Raw genomic sequence first — 16,495 nt, 5'->3', positions numbered from 1 at the left:
GACACGACGGCGCCTCCGGCCGATGCCGGAGGCGCCGCCGGCGTGCCGGGGCACGGTTGACGTCCGATTCACGCCAGCCCAACACCTCTTCCACTTGGTGGACTTCGGGCGTCGATCACCGCTCACGCCCGGACAGGACCTCCGCATGCCCGAAACCGCCCACGCCACCTCGCTCCCCCGGCCCGCACCCTCCGACCCCTCCGAACCCCGGGAGCGGCGGACCGGCGGGTGGCCCGCCGTCCTCGCCGTCACCGCGGGCGTCTTCGCCATCGTCACCACCGAGATCCTGCCCGTCGGACTGCTCACCCCGATCGGCGCCACCTTCCGGATCTCCGACGGCACCGCCGGGCTGACGATGACCCTGCCCGGCCTGGTCGCCGCCGTGGCCGCGCCCGCCGTCACGGTCGCGACCCGCCACGCCGACCGCCGCACCATGCTCTGCGCCCTGCTGCTGCTCCTGGCCCTCGCCGACCTGCTGAACGCCTTCGCCCCCGCGTACTGGGCGGTGCTGCTGGCCCGGGTCGCCCTCGGCCTGGTGATCGGCGCCTTCTGGTCGATCGGCTCCGGGCTGGCCCCGCGCCTCGTCCCGGCGGACCGGCAGGCCCGCGCCAACACCCTGATCTTCACCGCCGTACCGCTCGGCTCCGTGCTCGGCGTCCCGGCCGGCGTGCTGCTCGGCTCGCTCGCCGGCTGGCGGGCGGCCTTCGCCGCGATGGGCGTGCTCACCCTGCTGGTGCTGGCCGCCCTGCTGGTCTGCCTGCCCCCGCTGCCCCCGCCGGCCACCACCACCGGCCTCGGCGTGCTGCGCGGGCTGCTCGCCGGCCGGGGCACCCGCACCGGTCTCGCGGTGACGTTCCTGATCGTCCTCGCCCACTTCGGCGGCTACACCTACGTCACGCCGTTCCTGACCGAGGTCACCCACGCCGGACCGGGCCTGATCAGCGGCCTGCTGCTCGCCTACGGCGCCGCCGGCCTGCTCGGCAACCTGCTCGCCGGGCGGCGCGCCGCCCGCACGCTGCGCCCGGTGTTCACCGGAGCCGCCGCCCTCCTCGCGGGCGCCACCCTGCTGCTGCCCCTCCTCGGCAGCTCCACCCCCGGCGCCACCGCGCTGCTGCTGCTCTGGGGTGTCGCCTACGGCGCCGTCCCGGTCTGCTCGCTGAACTGGTTCCTCACCGCCGCCCCGCACGCCCCCGAGGCCGCCGGGGTGCTCTTCACCTCGTCCTTCCAGGCCACCATCGGCATCGCCGCGCTGGTCGGAGGCGGTGTCGTCGACCGCACGACGCCCACCACGGTCCTCCTGCTGGCCGGTGCCACCGCCCTGCTCGCCGCCGTGACCGCCCTGCTGACCGCCCCCGCTACGACCTCACGATGAGCACACCCGTGGGCAGCAGCGCCAGTCCGGCACTCACCGGCCAGTAGGCCCAGGCCGGTGCGCCGGAACGCCGTCGCACCGGCCCGTTCGCCAGCCACCAGAGCGCCGCGGAGGCCAGCACCACCGGCCCGCAGAGCACCAGCCAGGGCAGCGGGCCGTCGTTCTCCGTCGGCTCCGCCGCCGTCCAGCCCAGCGCCGCCAGCGGCCAGTTGGCGGCGAAGTACCAGAGCATCCAGAGCGGTACCACGGCCGGCACCCCCAGCAGCAGGTTCACGGCCGCGGCGGCCGGTGCGTACGTTCGCATCCGGCCAGTATTCCCGGCCGGCGGGCAGAGGCGCCGACCGGGGCCCGGGGACGATACCCCGTGCTCGCCCCGGTCCCGGCCGGCACCGTTCCGCGCCCCGTGCCCCTGGCTACCTGCTCCCGGCCACCGGCGGGCGGCGGTCGCTCCAGGGGTGGGCGAGTTCGAGGGTCCGGGACACCTGGAGGAGCAGGTCCTCCCGCCACGGCGCGGCGACCAGCTGCACCCCGACCGGCAGGCCGGTGGCCTCGTCCTGGTGCAGGGGCAGCGAGACCGCCGGCTGCCCGGTCACATTGAACAGGGAGGTGAACACCCCCATCGGGTAGCTGTTGCGCAGCGCCATCAGCGGGTCCTCGTCGGTACCCGCCCGCCAGGCGCCGATCCGCGGCGGCAGGCACGCCATGGTGGGCGTGACCAGCAGGTCGAAGCCGGCGACGAAGCCCTCGACGATGCGCCGCGACAGCCGCTGGGCCGCGAGCACGCCCTGCGCGTAGGCCCAGGAGTCGACCGAGCGGGCCGCCTCGCGCAGGGCGCGGTTGTGCGGCTCGACCCGGTCCGGGTCGACCAGCGGGACCCCGGCGCCGCCGATGTTCCACATCACGGTGAACGCCGTGACCAGCTCCTCGGTCGGCGGCAGCGGGAGGCGGGTGTCGACGATGTGGTGCCCGGCCGATTCGAGGGCGCGCAGCGCCAGGCCGACGGCCGCCGCGCACGCCGGGTCCACCGCCACCCCGTCGACCGGGGCGTCCAGGAGCACGCCGATCCGCAGTCCGGCGGGCGCCTGCGCCCGCATCGCGTCGGCGAAGGATCCGGCCGGCGACGGCGGCGACCACCAGGCGCCCGGGTCGTGCCGGGCGAGCACGTCCAGGGCGGCCGCGCTGTCGGCCACCGAGCGGGTCACCACACCGCTGCAGCCGAGCCCCTCCACCGCCACGGTCGCGTCGGTCACCCGGCCCCGGGTGGGCTTCAGGCCGACCAGGCCGGTGCACGAGGCGGGGATGCGGATCGAGCCGCCGCCGTCCTCGGCGTGCGCGATGGGCGCCATCCCGGCGGCGACCGCGACCCCCGCGCCGCTCGACGAACCGCCCGGAGTCCGCTCCGGGGCCCACGGGTTGCGCGATATGCCGAGCGCGGCGCTCTCGGTGAAGGGCACGGCGCCGAACTCGGAGGTGGTGGTCTTGCCGAGCAGGACGAACCCCGCCGCCTGGAACCGCCGGACCACCGGGTCCGAGTCGGCGGCCGGCTCCCGCCCGGTGCCGGCCGAACCGTGGGTGGTGGGCCAGCCGGCCACGTCACGGAGGTCCTTGACCGGCAGCGGGACACCGTGGAACGGCGGGAGGTCCCCACCGGCCCCGGCCCGCACCACCGCGTCGGCCGCCTCCGCGGCGGCCTTGCGGACGGCGTCGTCGTCCCGGTGGCAGAAGGCGTTCAGCGCGGGGTCGAGCTCGTCCATCCGCGCCAGGTAGCAGTCGGCCACCTCGACCGGGCTCACCTCCTTGCGGCGGATGGCGGCGGCGATTTCGACGGCGGACGTGAAGGGGTCGAACGGCGGATGCGTCACGAGTGCTCCTTTTCCGGCCCCGGACCTGCTGCCCGGGGCCCTCAGGTTCGCCGCCGCCGGGGCCGCCCGTCTTGAACGAATGTCCCGTAGCCTGGCGGCATGCCACCCGCCCCGACGCCCCGCGCCGCCGCGGCGCTGTGGGACATCGCAACTCCCGTACGCCCCGGCCCGGTCAGGGGCGTCGCCATGGCCGGGTTCCGCGCCCGCGCCGGCGGCCCGTACGACCTGGAGGTGGTCCCCTTCCCGGCCGTCACCGTGGCCGTCGACCTCGGCGACGAGTCCCTCGCCGTCGGTGGCACCGAGGGTCGGCAGGAGGCCGGCAGCGTCGTCGCCGGACTCGCCTCGCACGGACTGCGCGGGCACGGCCGGGACATCGAGTGCCTCCAGATCCGGCTGTCGCCGGTGGTCGCGCACGCCGTCCTGGGCCCTCTCGCGGACCTCGACGGCGGGGTCGTCCGCCTCGACGACCTGGCAGGCCGCGACGCCGCCCGCCTCCAGGAGCGGCTGCGGGCCGCCGCCTCCTGGGCCGACCGGTTCGCGATCGCCGAGGCCGCGCTCGCCCGGCGCCACCGGGACGGGCCCGCCGTCGATCCGGAGGTCGCCTTCGTCTGGCGGCAGTTGGTGGCCCACCGGGGCGGTGTCCGGATCGAACGGCTGGCCGGCGAGACGGGATGGAGCCGCAAGCGCCTCTGGTCGCGTTTCCGCGGCCAGATCGGCCTGACGCCCAAGCACGCGGCCCGGCTGGTCCGCTTCGACCACGCCGCCCACCGCCTCGCCGCCGGCCACCGCCCCGCCCTGGTCGCGGCCGACGCCGGCTACGCCGACCAGTCCCATCTGCACCGGGAGGTGGCCGCCTTCGCCGGAATGACGCCGACGGCCGTCGCGGCCGCCGCCTGGCTCACGGTCGACGACGACGCCTGGGCCGCCCCGGGCTACCTGAGGGCGAGCTGACGGTCCACCGGCGGCCGTTCGCCGTTGTCGGAGGTGCCTGGCACGATGCCTCCATGCCCGCCACCCGCCCCGCCACCCGCCCCGACCGGCACCCCGACGGCGCCTCGCCCCTGCCCGGCCTCCGGGGGGACTTCGAGGTGCACCTCACCGTGCGGCCGGGCGCCGCCGAGGCACTGGCCGCCTGGGCCGCCGACCACGGCCTGAAGTTCACCCACATCCTGCTGGCCCGTGGCGCGGCCCCCTCCCAGCCGATGCTCACCCTGCGCGCCGCCGGGACGCTGGACGAGGTCGCCGCGACGACCGCCCGGACGGCGGAGCAACTGGCCGGGGCCGGGTTCGCCGTGCTGCGCACCAAGATCGAGGCCACGCCGTGGGCCCTCGGCGTCCCGGCCACGGACGAGGACGCCACCGCACACGGGCCCGCACGCTACTTCGAGCACCACGTCAAGCTGTTGCTGCCCGGGCCCGCCCCGGCGCCGACGCTCGCCGGCCTCGCCGTCCGGCACGGCGCCCACCTGTCCCACAACCCGCGCCGGGTACGGAAGGACGGCCACCGCGAGTGGTTCGTCACCCAGCGGTGCCGCCGGGCCGGCCTGGCCACCGCCGGCCACCGCCTGGACGCGCTGCTCGCCGGGCTGCGCGACGACGGCCACCGGATCCTCTCCGTGGAACGCGAGTTCGTCGCCGTCGACAGCGACGAGGCACTGGACGCCGGATGGCTGACCGAGCACGACCGCACCGCCGAAGGAGATGCCCGATGACCACGGAACGCCCCCTCGCCTGGGAGGACCTCGAATACGGGCCCTGGGAGGGCCTCTCGCTGCCCGGACGGCCCCCGTCGGAGGACGTCCGGGAGGATCGGGACCTGCCCCGGTCCATCCTGCCGATCGACGACGAGGCGGTGCGCCAGCAGCCGGTCTTCGACCCCGCGCTCGCCGGGTACAGCCGGGCCCTGCGGCCGAGCGAACCCGCCTTCACCGACCCCCGGCTCGCCGAACGCTGGCTCGCCGCCCGGCGCGAGGCGCTGAACACCGTGCTGTCCGCCGTCGCCGCCTCGCCGTGGGCCCGGCACCTGGTGCTGCGCGGCAGCATCCTGCTGCGCGCCTGGTACGGCGAACAGGCCCGGGAGCCGGGCGACCTGGACTTCGTGGTGCAGCCCACGGACTGGCAGCTGGAGGACGCGCGCACCGGCCGGATGCTCACCGAACTCGCCGCCGGCGCCGAGGCGCTGTCCGTCACGACGGCACCCTCCGGCGGCCTACGGCTGCACGCCGACCGGGCCCTCGACGACGACATCTGGACGTACGGCCGGGTCCCCGGGCGCCGGCTGGTACTGCCCTGGACGGCCCCCGGCCTGCCCGGCGGCACCGTCCAGCTGGACTTCGTCTTCACCGAGCACCTGCCCGCCCCGCCCGAACCCTGCGAACTCCCGGGCGTGAGCGGACCGTTGCTCGCCGCGACCCGGCAGCTTTCGCTGGCCTGGAAGATCCTCTGGCTGGTCTCCGACAGCCATCCGCAGGGCAAGGACCTCTACGACGCGCTGCTGCTCTCGCGCACCACCGAGCTTCCCTACGCGCTGCTGCGCGAGGTGTTCACCCGCTCCGAGGAGAGCCACGCCCGGTGGCCGGTCCTCCCCCGGCAGATCGCCGAACTCGACGCCGACTGGGACGAGTTCGCCAAGGACTACCCCGGCTTCGCCGAACCGGTCGACGACCACCCGGCCGAACTGCTGGCCGGACTCTCCGCCACCTTCGCCGGCCGCGGCGAGTACGCCCTGCGGGCCGAGTGGCTGGCGCCGGTCATCGGGAAGCTGCGCGAACTCCTGGCCCGCGAGGGCATGGCCGCCGTTCAGCGGTGGATCATCCAGCACCACATGCCCCCGTCCAACGCCCTGGTGGTCCTCTGCGAACTGCTGGACGGCGACCTCGCCGCCGCCCGCCGCACCCTGGGGGACCACGGCCACCCGAACCGGCATCTCCAGAACCTGGCAGAGGTCGCCGACCAGTACGCCGCCGAGCTGTCCGACACGCCCTGACCTCTTGAGCCGCACCACCGGAATCCAAGCGCAACAGCGGCCCCACCGGACACATCGCCGGTGGGGCCGCTGCGGTTGGGGGCAAGGCCAGGTCGTCATCGGTTCGCCCGTGCAGTGCCCCGCCGGAGCGGAGGTGCGGAGGGGGCGGCCGTGCGACATGGCGGGAGAGGTACCCGGGAGGCACCGTCCGCCGCCGCCGGGAAGGCGGCGACGAGCCTGGTGCCGGACCCGGGCCGGCTATCGACCCGGATCGCTCACCGGTCACGCGGCCTCAGCCGGGTAGCCGAAGTAGCGGAAGTGGTCGTAGTGATCGATGTACTCGAAGTACTCGGGCCTCCCGGCCTTGTAGTCGCCGCCGTGCGGCGGGCATTCCTCGACGGTGATGCAGAGCTCGACGGGCGGGCTCTGAACGGGCCGGCCGTTCGGGTCGAGGGCGTTCGCGGTCGCACGGTTGGTGACGTGGCCGGCCTTGGCGTCGTCCTCGGTGACCACATAGGTACCGGTGCAGGTCGTGCTCTGCCCGGCGGCCAGCGTCGTCTCGGCGCAGGTGACGTCCGAGACATGGTCATCGCTGATGGTCAGATCGGTCAGCGTGGTCGTGCCGGTGTTGGTGACCGTGTAGGTGTAGGTGATCGTGTCACCGACGTAGACCGGACCGGGCCTGTCGGCGTGCTTGGTCAAGGACAGGCTCGACTCGGTCGCCACCTGGACCGTCTCCTGCGCCGGCGGACTCACCACCGGCCGGCCCTCCGGGTCGAGACCGCTCACCGTGGCGTTGTTCGTGACGCTGCCCGCCGCGGCATCCGCTTCGGTGACCACGTAGCCACCGGTGCACGTCGTGCTCTGCCCGGCGGCCAGCGTCGTCGCCGCACACGTGATCGGCGAGACGCGGTCGTCGGTGACGGCCAGGCCGTTCACCGTGACCGTACCCGTGTTGGTGACCGTGTAGGTGTAGGTGATCGTGTCACCCACGTTCACCGGACCCGGAGTGCTCGCCTGCTTGGCCAGGGACAGGCTGGCGGCCTGCACGACCGGCACCGTCTCCTGCGCCGGCGGACTCTGAACCGGCTGACCCTGCGGATCCAGACCATTCGCCGTCGCAACATTCGTCACGTTACCGGCCACCGCATCCGCAGTCGTCACAACGTAACTGCCGGCGCACGTCGTGCTCTCACCGACGGCCAAGGTCGTCGCAGCGCAGGTGATCGGCGAGACGCGATCATCGGCGACGGTCAGGCTGTTCACAGCAGCAGTACCGGTGTTAGTGACCGTGTACGTGTACGTGATCGTGTCACCCACGTTCACCGGACCCGGAGTGCTCGCCTGCTTGGCCAGGGACAAACTCGCAGCCTGAACGACCGGCACCGTCTCCTGCGCCGGCGGACTCTGAACCGGCTGACCCTGCGGATCCAGCGCACTCGCCGTCGCAACATTCGTCACGCTACCCGCCGCAGCATCCGCAGCGGTCACCACGTAACTGCCGGTGCACGTCGTGCTCTGCCCGGCAGCCAGCGAAGTCGCCGCACAAGTCACCGGTGACACACGGTCATCGGAGACCGTCAGGCTGTTCACAGCAGCAGTACCCGTGTTCGTCACCGTGTACGTGTACGTGACCGTGTCACCCACGTTCACCGGCCCCGCCGTGCTCGCCTGCTTCGTCAACGACAGGCCCGCGACCTGCGTGACCAGCACCTCCTCCTGCGCGGGCGGGCTCGCCACCGGCAGACCCTGCGGGTCGAAGCCGTTCGCCGTCGCCACGTTGAGGACGTGGCCGGTCTCCGCGTCCGCGGTCGTCACCACATAGCTACCAGTGCACGTCGTGCTCTCGCCGGGGGCCAGCGAGGTCGCCCCGCACGTCACCGGGATCACGAGGTCGTCGGTGACGGTCATGTTGTTCACCGTGGCGGTACCGGTGTTGGTCACCGTGTACGTGTACGTGATGGTGTCGCCCACGTTCACCGGGCCCGGGGTGTTCGCCTGCTTGGTCAGGGCGAGGACGGCGACCGCCGTCACCTCGACCGTCTCCTGCGCGGGCGGGCTCGCCACCGGCTGGCCCTGCGGGTCGAGGCCGTTCGCCGTCGCGACGTTGGTGACGTGGCCGACGATCGCGTCCGCCGCCGTCACCACGTACGTGCCGCTGCACGTCGTGCTCTGCCCGGCGGCCAGCGTCGTCGCCGCACAGGTCACCGGCGACACGCGGTCGTCCGTGACGACCAGGTTGTTCACCGTCGCGGTACCGGTGTTGGTCACCGTGTAGGTGTACGTGATCGTGTCGCCCACGTTCACCGGGCCAGGAGGACTCGCCTGCTTGGTCAGCGACAGGCTCGCCACCTGCACGACCGGCACCGTCTCCTGCGCCGGCGGGCTCACCACCGACTCGCCCTGCGGGTCGAGAGCGCTCGCCGTGGCGACGTTGAGGACGTGCCCGGCCACCGCATCCGTGGTCGTCACCACATACGTACCGGTGCACGTCGTGGTCTCCCCGGCGGCCAGCGAGGTCGCCGCGCACGTCACCGGGGTCACGAGGTCGTCGATGACGGTCAGGCTGTGCACCGCCGCCGTACCGGTGTTGGTCACCGTGTACGTGTACGTGATGGTGTCACCCACGTTCACCGGACCCGGAGTACTCGCCTGCTTCGCCAGTGACAGGCTCGCCTCCTGCACGACCGGCACCGTCTCCTGCGCCGGCGGACTCACCACCGGCTGACCTTGCGGGTCAACGGCGTTGGCCGTCGCGACGTTCGTCACGCTCCCGGCCACCGCGTCCACAGCCGTCACCACATAGCTACCAGTGCACGTCGTGGTCTCCCCGGACGCGAGCGAGGTCGCCGCACACGTCACCGGCGAGACCTTGTCGTCCACCACGGTCAGGCTGTTCACGGCAGCGGTGCCCGTGTTCGTCACCGTGTACGTGTACGTGACCGTGTCGCCCACGTTCACCGGACCCGGCGTGCCCGCCTGCTTCGTCAGCGACAGGCTCGCCTCCTGCACCACCGGCACCGTGACCTCCGCCGGCGTGCTCTCGACCGGCAGGCCCTGCGGGTTGAGGGCGTCCGCCGTCGCCACGTTGGTGATGTAGCCCGCCACCGCGTCCGCGGCGGTCACCACATAGCTGCCGGTGCAGGTCGTCGACTGCCCGGGAATGAGGGTGGTCGCCGCGCACGTCACCGGCGTGACGTGGTCGTCGTTGACGGTCAGGCTGTTCAGCGTCGTCGTACCCGTATTGGTGACCGTGTACGTGTAGGTGATGGTGTCGCCCACGTTCACCGGACCTGCCGTGCTCGCCTGCTTCGTCAGGCCCAGGCTCGACGTGGACACCACCGGGATGGTGGCCTGGGCGGGCGGGGAGGTGACCGGGTTTCCGTTGGCGGTGCCGGTGGCCAGGGCGTTGTTGGTGACCTGACCGGCGTCGGCGTCCGCCTGGGTGACGGTGTAGGTGCCGTGGCAGACGGTGCTGTCGCCGGGGCTGCCGGCGGGGGCCAGCGTGGTGGCGTCGCAGGTGATGCCGGTGATCCTGTCGTCGGTCACGTTGACGGCGTCCACCTGGATTCCGCCGGTGTTGGTGACCACGTAGCTGTACGGCACGACGGCCCCGACCGCGAACGGTCCGGGGGCGTCGACCTGCTTGGTGAGGTTGATGCCCGGCGGTGCGACCACCGGCACGTTCTCCGAGGACGGCGGCGATTCGACCGGGTTGCCGTCGGCGGTTCCGCCGGCGATGGCCGTGTTGGCCACCTGGCCTGCCTGCGCGTCGGCGGCGGTCACCAGGTAGGTGGCCGTACAGGTGACGGTCTCACCGGGGTCCAGCGTGGACACCGGGCAGCTGACCGGCCCGACCTTGGGGTCGGTGACGCCCAGGTTGGTGATGGCGACGTTGCCGGAATTGGTGACGACGAAGTCGTACTGCAGCGGCGTGCCGACGGTGATGAGCCCGGGCAGCGGCTGGCGGACCTGCTTGACCAGGTTCAGCGCCGGCAGCGGCTGGTCGGTGCTCACGACCACGTTGCGGATCAGGTGCACGTCGGTGAACGCGCCGGTCGACCCGGCGAAGCCGAACTTGTAAGTGGAGGGCACCGGTTGGGGCGCCGGGGTGGACAGCACCTGGTGCATGCCGGTGCCGTCGTTGAAGTCGACGCTGACCGTCAGGACCGGCGACGGCGCCGGGGTCAGGTGCACGTTCACCCGGCGGCGGGAGGGCTCCAGCAGGGTCTCCGCCTGCGCCGGGGTCGCCAACGGCGGCATCACCGTCAGCGTGCCCTGGAGGTTGCCCGGCAGGGTGGAGGGCCAGGGGCCGCTGGTGGTGAAGTTGCTGGTGGTCGCGGTCAGGAAACAGTAACCGGTGGTGCCGTCACCGGGGCCGCGGACGGTGACCATGTTCCGGCCGGGTGCGGGGATGCGGAAGCCGGTCCCGGCCGGCGAGCGGGTCGGGCAGCCGTTGCCGCGGTGTTCCCAGTCGCCGAAGTAGTTGCCGAGGACGTCGAGGCCCACGCCCAGGTAGCCGCGGTCGACGCCGGGAAGGAAGGGGAGGCTCGCATTGTCGTCGGGCAGCTTCTGGGCGTAGCCGAGGCTGCCGCCGAAGGCGCCGGGGTGGGTGAGCGAAGTGTCGCCGTTGACCAGGAAGAAGGAGATGCCGTCGGCCGGGGTGGCGGGTGTGGTGCTGCCGTACTGCCACTGGTCGAAGGAGACGTCCAGGCCGTTGCCGGCGGGCAGCGCCTGGTCGAACAGGACGGCGCCGGCCTCGTCGAAGCCGGAGTCGGTGATCTGGAGGTATCCGTGCGGCGCGCCGTTGACCGGCGGCACCGGGCCGATCTCGATGAGCGGGCAGCCCGTGAGCGGGTGGTTGCCCGCAGAGAACGCGCCGGCGGGCGCGCCGGTGAGGCAGGCGGTGCCTACGGCGGTGAAACGGGGGTCCGCGGTGGCCCCGGTGAACGTCTCCTGGAGCAGCGGCGTGCCGGCCAGGACCCGCTGACCGGTGCCGACCGGCGGTGGCGGGGGTGATGGTAAGGCCCGGGCCTGCAGTCCGGCGAGGCCGGCGCTGAGGACTCCCAGCACGGTAGCTGTCGTCACAAGGCGGGCCGCCCGCGTCAGAAGCCGGGACGGACCGCGAAGGTCTCTTGTCATGGAAACAATATGTGCACATAAAATTACTATCTGTCATCTTGGTGGACCCTCACCTGGCCCATCAGGGGACGCGACCGAGCCGACCTGGCTCACCGTCACCCGGACGCCGCGTCAGTCGGGCCCCGGGGCGCGGGAACGACGACGGGGCGACGGCCGCACCGGGTGGTGCGTGCGCGCGCCGTCGCCCCGTCAGGTCCGCACCCCTGCCGAAGCCGACGGGCCGGCAGATCGGCCGGTTCTCAGAACCGCTGGGCCGTGGCCGTGAGCGCCTGGTCGGCGGTGTGGCCGGGTGCCGGCAACTGGGGGCCGGGCCGGTGGCCGGCGGAGAGGTAGCGATCGCGGACGGCGGCGACGATGTCGGCACTGGCACCGCCGTCGCCGTACGGGGAGGGGATGCGGGCGAGCCGGCCGGCGATCGCGGTGTCGGCGAGCATCTCGCGCAAGGCGCAGGCGAGTTGGTGCCCGGGCTGGGCCAGGCGGGCGAAGCCGGCCCGGATCGCCTCGGGGCGCTCGGTGGAGTTGCGGACCACGATCAGGGGGCGTTTGAGAACGGTGCACTCCTCCTGCACGCCGCCGGAGTCGGAGACGAGCAGTCGGCAGTGCCGGGCCAGGGCCAGGAAGGTGGCGTGGTCGAGCGGTGGGATCCGGCGCAGCCGGTCGACCGAGCGGCGCAGCCCGTACCGGTCGATGGCGGCCCGGGTGCGCGGGTGCAGGGGCATCAGGACCGGCGGGTCGATGGCGGCGAGCTGGTCTAGGAGCTGGGCCAGCCGCGCGGGATCGTCGGTGTTCTCCGGGCGGTGAACGGTGGCGAGCACATAGGCGTCCCGGGTCACCTCGTGCCGGGCGAGCAGTCCCTGGGCGTCGGCGTCCGTGGGGAGCGTCTCCAGCGTCGCCTCGACGACGGTGTTCCCGGTGATGAGGACCCTTTCGGCTTCGATTCCCTCGCGCAGCAGGTGGGCGGCGGCCGTGGGGGTCGGGGCGCAGTGCAGGTCCGCGACGGGCGCGATGATGCGGCGGTTGGCCTCCTCGGGCATGTCGTTGTCGAACGAGCGCAGACCCGCCTCCACATGGACGACGGGGACACCGGCGCAGTGCGCGGCCAGGGCGCCGGCGGCGGCGGTATTGGTGTCCCCCTGGACAACGACGGCCGCCGGGGGGCGCTTGGTGAAGTGGTCACTGAGGGTGGCGACCATGCGGCCGATCTGCTGGCCGCGGGCCTCGCCGCCGACCCCGTTGAGGAGGTGGTGGGGGCGGGGCAGGCCGTACTGCTCGAAGAAGCAGGTGGTGAGACCGGCGTCCCAGTGCTGACCGGTCCACACGATCCTCGCCTGCGGCCCGAGACGGCGGGCGACGCCGGCGAGCTTGACGATTTCCGGCCGGGTTCCGAAGACCAGGGCGATCTCGGCGGAAGGCATAGTTCTCCGAATGTGATATGGGCCAAGGGGGGGATTGATGCAGTATTGACACGGCGTGGCCGCCGAATGCGGCGATTCCGCCCGGAATTCGACAACGTCCCCCTGACGGCCCAATGTTCACTCGGACCGGGCCCCGGTCGAACGGTCCGCATTCGCTTCCGGCCGACCCCTCCCGGAATTCGGCGGTACCGGCGCCGCGGGAATGCCGGCGGGTCGTCTCCGGCGCGTTCCGCGGGATGCGGCGTGCGGGTGGATTCACCGCCGGACGGCGCGTGGCGTCATCCTTCCGGTGGCGGCGGGCCAGCACCATCGGGAGTCCCGGCCGGCACCACCGAGCGGCGTCGGCCACCTGGTGGAGATGGAGGAATCCTCGTGTACGGACACATTCACGGCGGGATCCCGCCGGCGGCCGGAGTCGGCGGAGCACTGGCCGCCACCGGAACGCCCGGACTCGGGCTGGCGGCGGCCGTCGCGGTGGTGATGGTGGTCACCGGCGTCGCGATGATCCGCCGCGGCCGGCTGGCCGCGGACGCCCGGGAACCGGACCGCCAGGCGCGCGGCCAAGGGTGAACCGTTCCACGAGCGCGGGCCGCCGTAGAGAATCGTTTCTGCGCGGCGGCCCCGCTTCCTGCCCATCGTCCCGGGAGTGCCGCTGTGACCACTGAGACCTCTTCGCTGTCCGGGTCGTCGTCCTGGACGACCCGCCGACGCAGGCCCGTGGCGGGCCGCACCACCCTGTTCGGCCGGTTCTTCGGCCCCGTGCTGCTCGGCACGAGCGGCATGCTCGTCGCCGGCGAGCACTTCTACCGCCACCAGGAGCTGACCTCGGCGGCGTGGCTGGTCGAGCACCTGCTGGGCCTCCGCACGCTGCTGCTGGCAGGCCCGAGCGCCCCGGTCCTCTACGCGGGCACCGAGGCCGGCCTGCACCGCGGGATCGCGCTGACCGCCGGTTGCAGCACCGCCATGCTGACGGCCCCGTTCGCGCTGCTGACCGGTCTGCTGCTGCTCTTCAGCACCCGCCGCCCGGTGCGGCTGCTGCTGGCGTTCGCGGTGGCCGCCGCCATGCTGGTGGCCACCAACCTCGGCCGCCTCACCCTGATCGTCGCCATGCAGCACCACCACGGCCAGGCGGGCTTCGACTGGGCGCACGTCCTGCTCGGCTCGGTCCTGATGATGGCCGCCGCGCTCGCCGCGTTCCTGGTCTACCTGCGCATCATCGCCCGCAGGCCCGGCCGTGACGGCGAGGAGCGCGAACAGTGACCCTCCTCGACACCTCGGTCTCGCTCTCCTTCGTCCTGGGCGTCAGCTTCCTGGCCTACGTCGCGGTCATCGTGCGCAACTACCTGCGCTCCCGCTCCCTGCCGTCCGGCGACCCGACCGCCTTCGAGTGGCACTTCTTCATCCCCTGCCGGGACGAGGAGGCCGTCATCGGCACCACCCTCGACCACCTCGACCGGCACTTCCCGCAGGCCACCGTGTGGGTGGTCGACGACCACTCCACCGACGGCACCGCCGAACTGGTCCGGGCCCGGGCGCGGGCCGGCTGGCCGGTGCACCTGGTCTCCCGGCGGCTGCCCGAGGCGCGGACCGGCAAGGGCGACGCGCTCAACGCCGCCTACCAGGCCATGAACGCCGAGCCGTGGTCCGGGAGCGACCCCGACCGGGTGATCGTCTGCGTCCTGGACGCCGACGGCCGCCCCGCCCCGAACATGTTCGAGGTCTGCGCCGGCGACGCCTACTTCGGCGATCCGCGGATCGGCGCCGTCCAGGTCGAGGTCCGGATGTCCAACCGCGACGTCGCCACCCCACTGCCCGGACGCGGGCGGATCGCCAACCGCTGCGCCCGGCTGCTGGCCCGCCTCCAGGACCTGGAGTTCCGCGGGCCGATCTCGGCCATGCAGATCACCCGGCGCCGCACCGGCACCGTCAACGTCGGCGGCAACGGCCAGCTCACCCGGCTGGCGGCCCTGGACTCCATCGGGCTCGACAACGGCCGGCCGTGGGGCCGGGCCCTGCTGGAGGACTTCGAGCTGGGCCTGCGGCTGATGCTGGCCGGCTGGCGCAACGGCTACACCACCGACGCCTGGGTCGACCAGGAGGCGCTGTGGAACATGCGGCAACTGCTCACCCAGCGGGTGCGCTGGGCCCAGGGCTCGATGCAGTGCGCCCGCTACATGCGCTCGATCTGGGGCTCCCGGGAGTTCACCACGCTCGGGTTCCTGGAGGTCCTGTACTTCATGGCCCAGCCCTGGCTGCAGCTCGTCGGCCTGGTCGCCTACCTGGTGCCGATCCTCGCGTTCTCCTACAACGCCGCCACCTATCCGGAGTTCACGCTGGACTTCCTCCAGCACGGCGGCGCACCGCTGCTGCTGATCTACCTGCTGATCGGGGTCGGCGAGTTCGCGCTCTGGGGGCCGCTGTACCGCCGACGGTGCGAGCCGGGCATCAGCCTGCGCGCCGCCGTCGGCTACGGCCTCGCGCTGGCCCTCTACGCCGCCGCGACGTACGTCGTGGCGGTCCGCGCGTTCTGGCGCATCCTGCGGCGCAAGGACTCCTGGCACAAGACCGCCCGCACCGCGCTGCCGCCGCACGTCGATCCCATCGACCTCGTCGATCTCGGCGACCTGGGCGAGCCGGTCGGTTCCGGCGGGCGGAACGCCGCTTTCTGACGGTCGGCCGGCTCGCCGGTGCCCGCCGGTGTCCGCCGGTGCTCGCCGGTGTCCGCCGATGGGCCGCGCGGGGGAAATCCGGGAAACACCCCCACGAAGCGTACGAAAATCACACATATATGACGCCGGGTGCGCAATCTGGATGTGCCCCTCCGCCAACCCCCTTCCGCAAGAAAGGCCCCCCTGTGAGAACACGCATGCGCACCCGTTTCCTGGCCGGGTCCGCGCTCGCCGCCGCCATCCTGACCTCGGTGGCAGGCCCGGCGTACGCCGCGCTCACCTCCCCCGAGGCCTATGCCTACGTCGTCTCCGCCGACGCGTTCGGCGGTCTGGCCTCCGTACCGCCGACCCCCACCTCCACCTATCCGCCCGGCGGCACCACCACCCTGGTCGGCCTCTCGGCCGGCCCGTTCGCCACCAACGACACCCTGACGGCGACCACCGCGGGCGACCCGACCACGGGAACCTCCTCCGCGAGCGCCACCGTCGACAGCCTCGGCGTCGACTTCGGCCCGCTCGGCAGCGCGGCCCTGACCGGCATCAACTCCACCTGCAACGCCACCCCCAACGGCGCCACCGGGTCCGGAACCATCGCCAGTGGCACCGTCACCCTGCCGTTCCCGCTGCCCCCGGTCACCCTTCAGGCCAACGCCCCCGCGAACACCTCGGTCAGCATCCCCGGCATCGGCACGGTCGTCCTCAACGAGCAGACCACCGACGCCGACGGTGTCCTGAGCGTCAACGCCGTGCACTTCACCCTGCTGCCGGCCCTCAACGGCGCGAACCTGATCATCGGTCACGCCGAATGCGGAGGCGCGCCGCCGGCCGTCCCGATTCCCATGATCAACGCCCAGGTCGCCTCCGCGACCGGTGCCACCGTGCTGGCCGCCGGTCTCGGCATCGTCTACCTGCGCCGCCGCAACAGCGGCAACGCGACCACCCCGGCCGCCGGCTGACCGGTCTCCGAGCGGGCCCGAGGGCGGCCCCGACCCGATCCCGCCGCGGGTCGGGCGCCGCCCCCGGGTCCGGCCCCATTCCAGGAGCGGGAACTGACGGCGTTTCTCCCTCAC

At 73.1% G+C, this 16,495-nt stretch carries 12 protein-coding genes; 8 read left to right on the top strand and 4 right to left on the bottom strand.

Features of this window, described 5'->3' with window-relative positions; all coding sequences use genetic code 11:
- Positions 1 to 145: 145 nt before the first annotated feature.
- Positions 146 to 1,372, top strand: coding sequence for an MFS transporter (locus ACFZBX_RS08095; protein WP_391532122.1), 1,227 nt, complete (start codon positions 146 to 148; stop codon positions 1,370 to 1,372).
- Here the strand turns inward: ACFZBX_RS08095 and ACFZBX_RS08090 are convergent.
- Complete coding sequence (locus tag ACFZBX_RS08090; protein ID WP_391532121.1) at positions 1,356 to 1,676, bottom strand: hypothetical protein; 321 nt, start codon at positions 1,674 to 1,676, stop codon at positions 1,356 to 1,358. The two genes, ACFZBX_RS08095 and ACFZBX_RS08090, sit on opposite strands and share 17 nt — an antisense overlap.
- A gap of 109 nt (positions 1,677 to 1,785) precedes the next feature.
- Positions 1,786 to 3,234, bottom strand: coding sequence for an amidase (locus tag ACFZBX_RS08085; RefSeq protein ID WP_391532120.1), 1,449 nt, complete (start codon positions 3,232 to 3,234; stop codon positions 1,786 to 1,788).
- Between the two features lie 99 nt (positions 3,235 to 3,333).
- Here ACFZBX_RS08085 and ACFZBX_RS08080 point away from each other — a divergent pair, with 99 nt between their 5' ends.
- The 3 genes from ACFZBX_RS08080 to ACFZBX_RS08070 are packed head-to-tail and all read left to right on the top strand — an operon-like array spanning position 3,334 to position 6,220.
- The gene (locus ACFZBX_RS08080) at positions 3,334 to 4,185 is read left to right on the top strand and encodes a helix-turn-helix domain-containing protein (protein ID WP_391532119.1); all 852 of its coding nucleotides are present in this window, start codon (positions 3,334 to 3,336) and stop codon (positions 4,183 to 4,185) included.
- A 53-nt stretch (positions 4,186 to 4,238) separates the two neighbouring features.
- Positions 4,239 to 4,946 (top strand): hypothetical protein, encoded by a 708-nt coding sequence (locus ACFZBX_RS08075; protein WP_391532118.1) that lies wholly within the window; start codon positions 4,239 to 4,241, stop codon positions 4,944 to 4,946.
- Positions 4,943 to 6,220, top strand: coding sequence for a nucleotidyl transferase AbiEii/AbiGii toxin family protein (locus ACFZBX_RS08070; RefSeq protein WP_391532117.1), 1,278 nt, complete (start codon positions 4,943 to 4,945; stop codon positions 6,218 to 6,220). Before ACFZBX_RS08075 ends, ACFZBX_RS08070 begins: the two co-directional genes overlap by 4 nt.
- Before the next feature lie 261 nt (positions 6,221 to 6,481).
- Here the strand turns inward: ACFZBX_RS08070 and ACFZBX_RS08065 are convergent, their stop codons facing one another.
- Positions 6,482 to 11,272 (bottom strand): hypothetical protein, encoded by a 4,791-nt coding sequence (locus ACFZBX_RS08065; RefSeq protein WP_391532116.1) that lies wholly within the window; start codon positions 11,270 to 11,272, stop codon positions 6,482 to 6,484.
- Positions 11,273 to 11,580: 308 nt separating this feature from the next.
- Positions 11,581 to 12,756 (bottom strand): non-hydrolyzing UDP-N-acetylglucosamine 2-epimerase, encoded by a 1,176-nt coding sequence (gene wecB / locus ACFZBX_RS08060; protein WP_391532115.1) that lies wholly within the window; start codon positions 12,754 to 12,756, stop codon positions 11,581 to 11,583.
- Positions 12,757 to 13,128: 372 nt separating this feature from the next.
- On the opposite strand from wecB, the gene ACFZBX_RS08055 reads away from it, so the two are divergent.
- The 4 genes from ACFZBX_RS08055 to ACFZBX_RS08040 all read left to right on the top strand — a co-directional run bounded on the left by ACFZBX_RS08055 (position 13,129) and on the right by ACFZBX_RS08040 (position 16,381).
- A complete protein-coding gene (locus ACFZBX_RS08055) occupies positions 13,129 to 13,326 on the top strand; it encodes a hypothetical protein (RefSeq protein WP_391532114.1) in 198 nt (65 codons plus the stop codon).
- A gap of 84 nt (positions 13,327 to 13,410) precedes the next feature.
- Positions 13,411 to 14,016, top strand: coding sequence for an archaeosortase/exosortase family protein (locus tag ACFZBX_RS08050; RefSeq protein ID WP_391532113.1), 606 nt, complete (start codon positions 13,411 to 13,413; stop codon positions 14,014 to 14,016).
- A complete protein-coding gene (locus ACFZBX_RS08045; protein ID WP_391532112.1) occupies positions 14,013 to 15,425 on the top strand; it encodes a glycosyltransferase family 2 protein in 1,413 nt (470 codons plus the stop codon). Before ACFZBX_RS08050 ends, ACFZBX_RS08045 begins: the two co-directional genes overlap by 4 nt.
- A 197-nt stretch (positions 15,426 to 15,622) precedes the next feature.
- Positions 15,623 to 16,381, top strand: coding sequence for a choice-of-anchor P family protein (locus ACFZBX_RS08040; protein WP_391532111.1), 759 nt, complete (start codon positions 15,623 to 15,625; stop codon positions 16,379 to 16,381).
- Positions 16,382 to 16,495: the final 114 nt, after the last annotated feature.

The organism is Kitasatospora sp. NPDC008115 (genome assembly GCF_042957205.1).
GTDB lineage: Bacteria > Actinomycetota > Actinomycetes > Streptomycetales > Streptomycetaceae > Kitasatospora.
This window is presented reverse-complemented; position numbering and strand designations above follow the sequence as displayed.

Bases quoted from the DNA above. Each gene is read 5' to 3' on its own strand.
- ACFZBX_RS08095 (WP_391532122.1), top strand. From the start codon at position 146: ATGCCCGAAACCGCCCACGCCACCTCGCTCCCCCGGCCCGCACCCTCC.
- ACFZBX_RS08090 (WP_391532121.1), bottom strand. From the start codon at position 1,676: ATGCGAACGTACGCACCGGCCGCCGCGGCCGTGAACCTGCTGCTGGGG.
- ACFZBX_RS08080 (WP_391532119.1), top strand. From the start codon at position 3,334: ATGCCACCCGCCCCGACGCCCCGCGCCGCCGCGGCGCTGTGGGACATC.
- ACFZBX_RS08075 (WP_391532118.1), top strand. From the start codon at position 4,239: ATGCCCGCCACCCGCCCCGCCACCCGCCCCGACCGGCACCCCGACGGC.
- ACFZBX_RS08070 (WP_391532117.1), top strand. From the start codon at position 4,943: ATGACCACGGAACGCCCCCTCGCCTGGGAGGACCTCGAATACGGGCCC.
- wecB (WP_391532115.1), bottom strand. From the start codon at position 12,756: ATGCCTTCCGCCGAGATCGCCCTGGTCTTCGGAACCCGGCCGGAAATC.
- ACFZBX_RS08040 (WP_391532111.1), top strand. From the start codon at position 15,623: ATGCGCACCCGTTTCCTGGCCGGGTCCGCGCTCGCCGCCGCCATCCTG.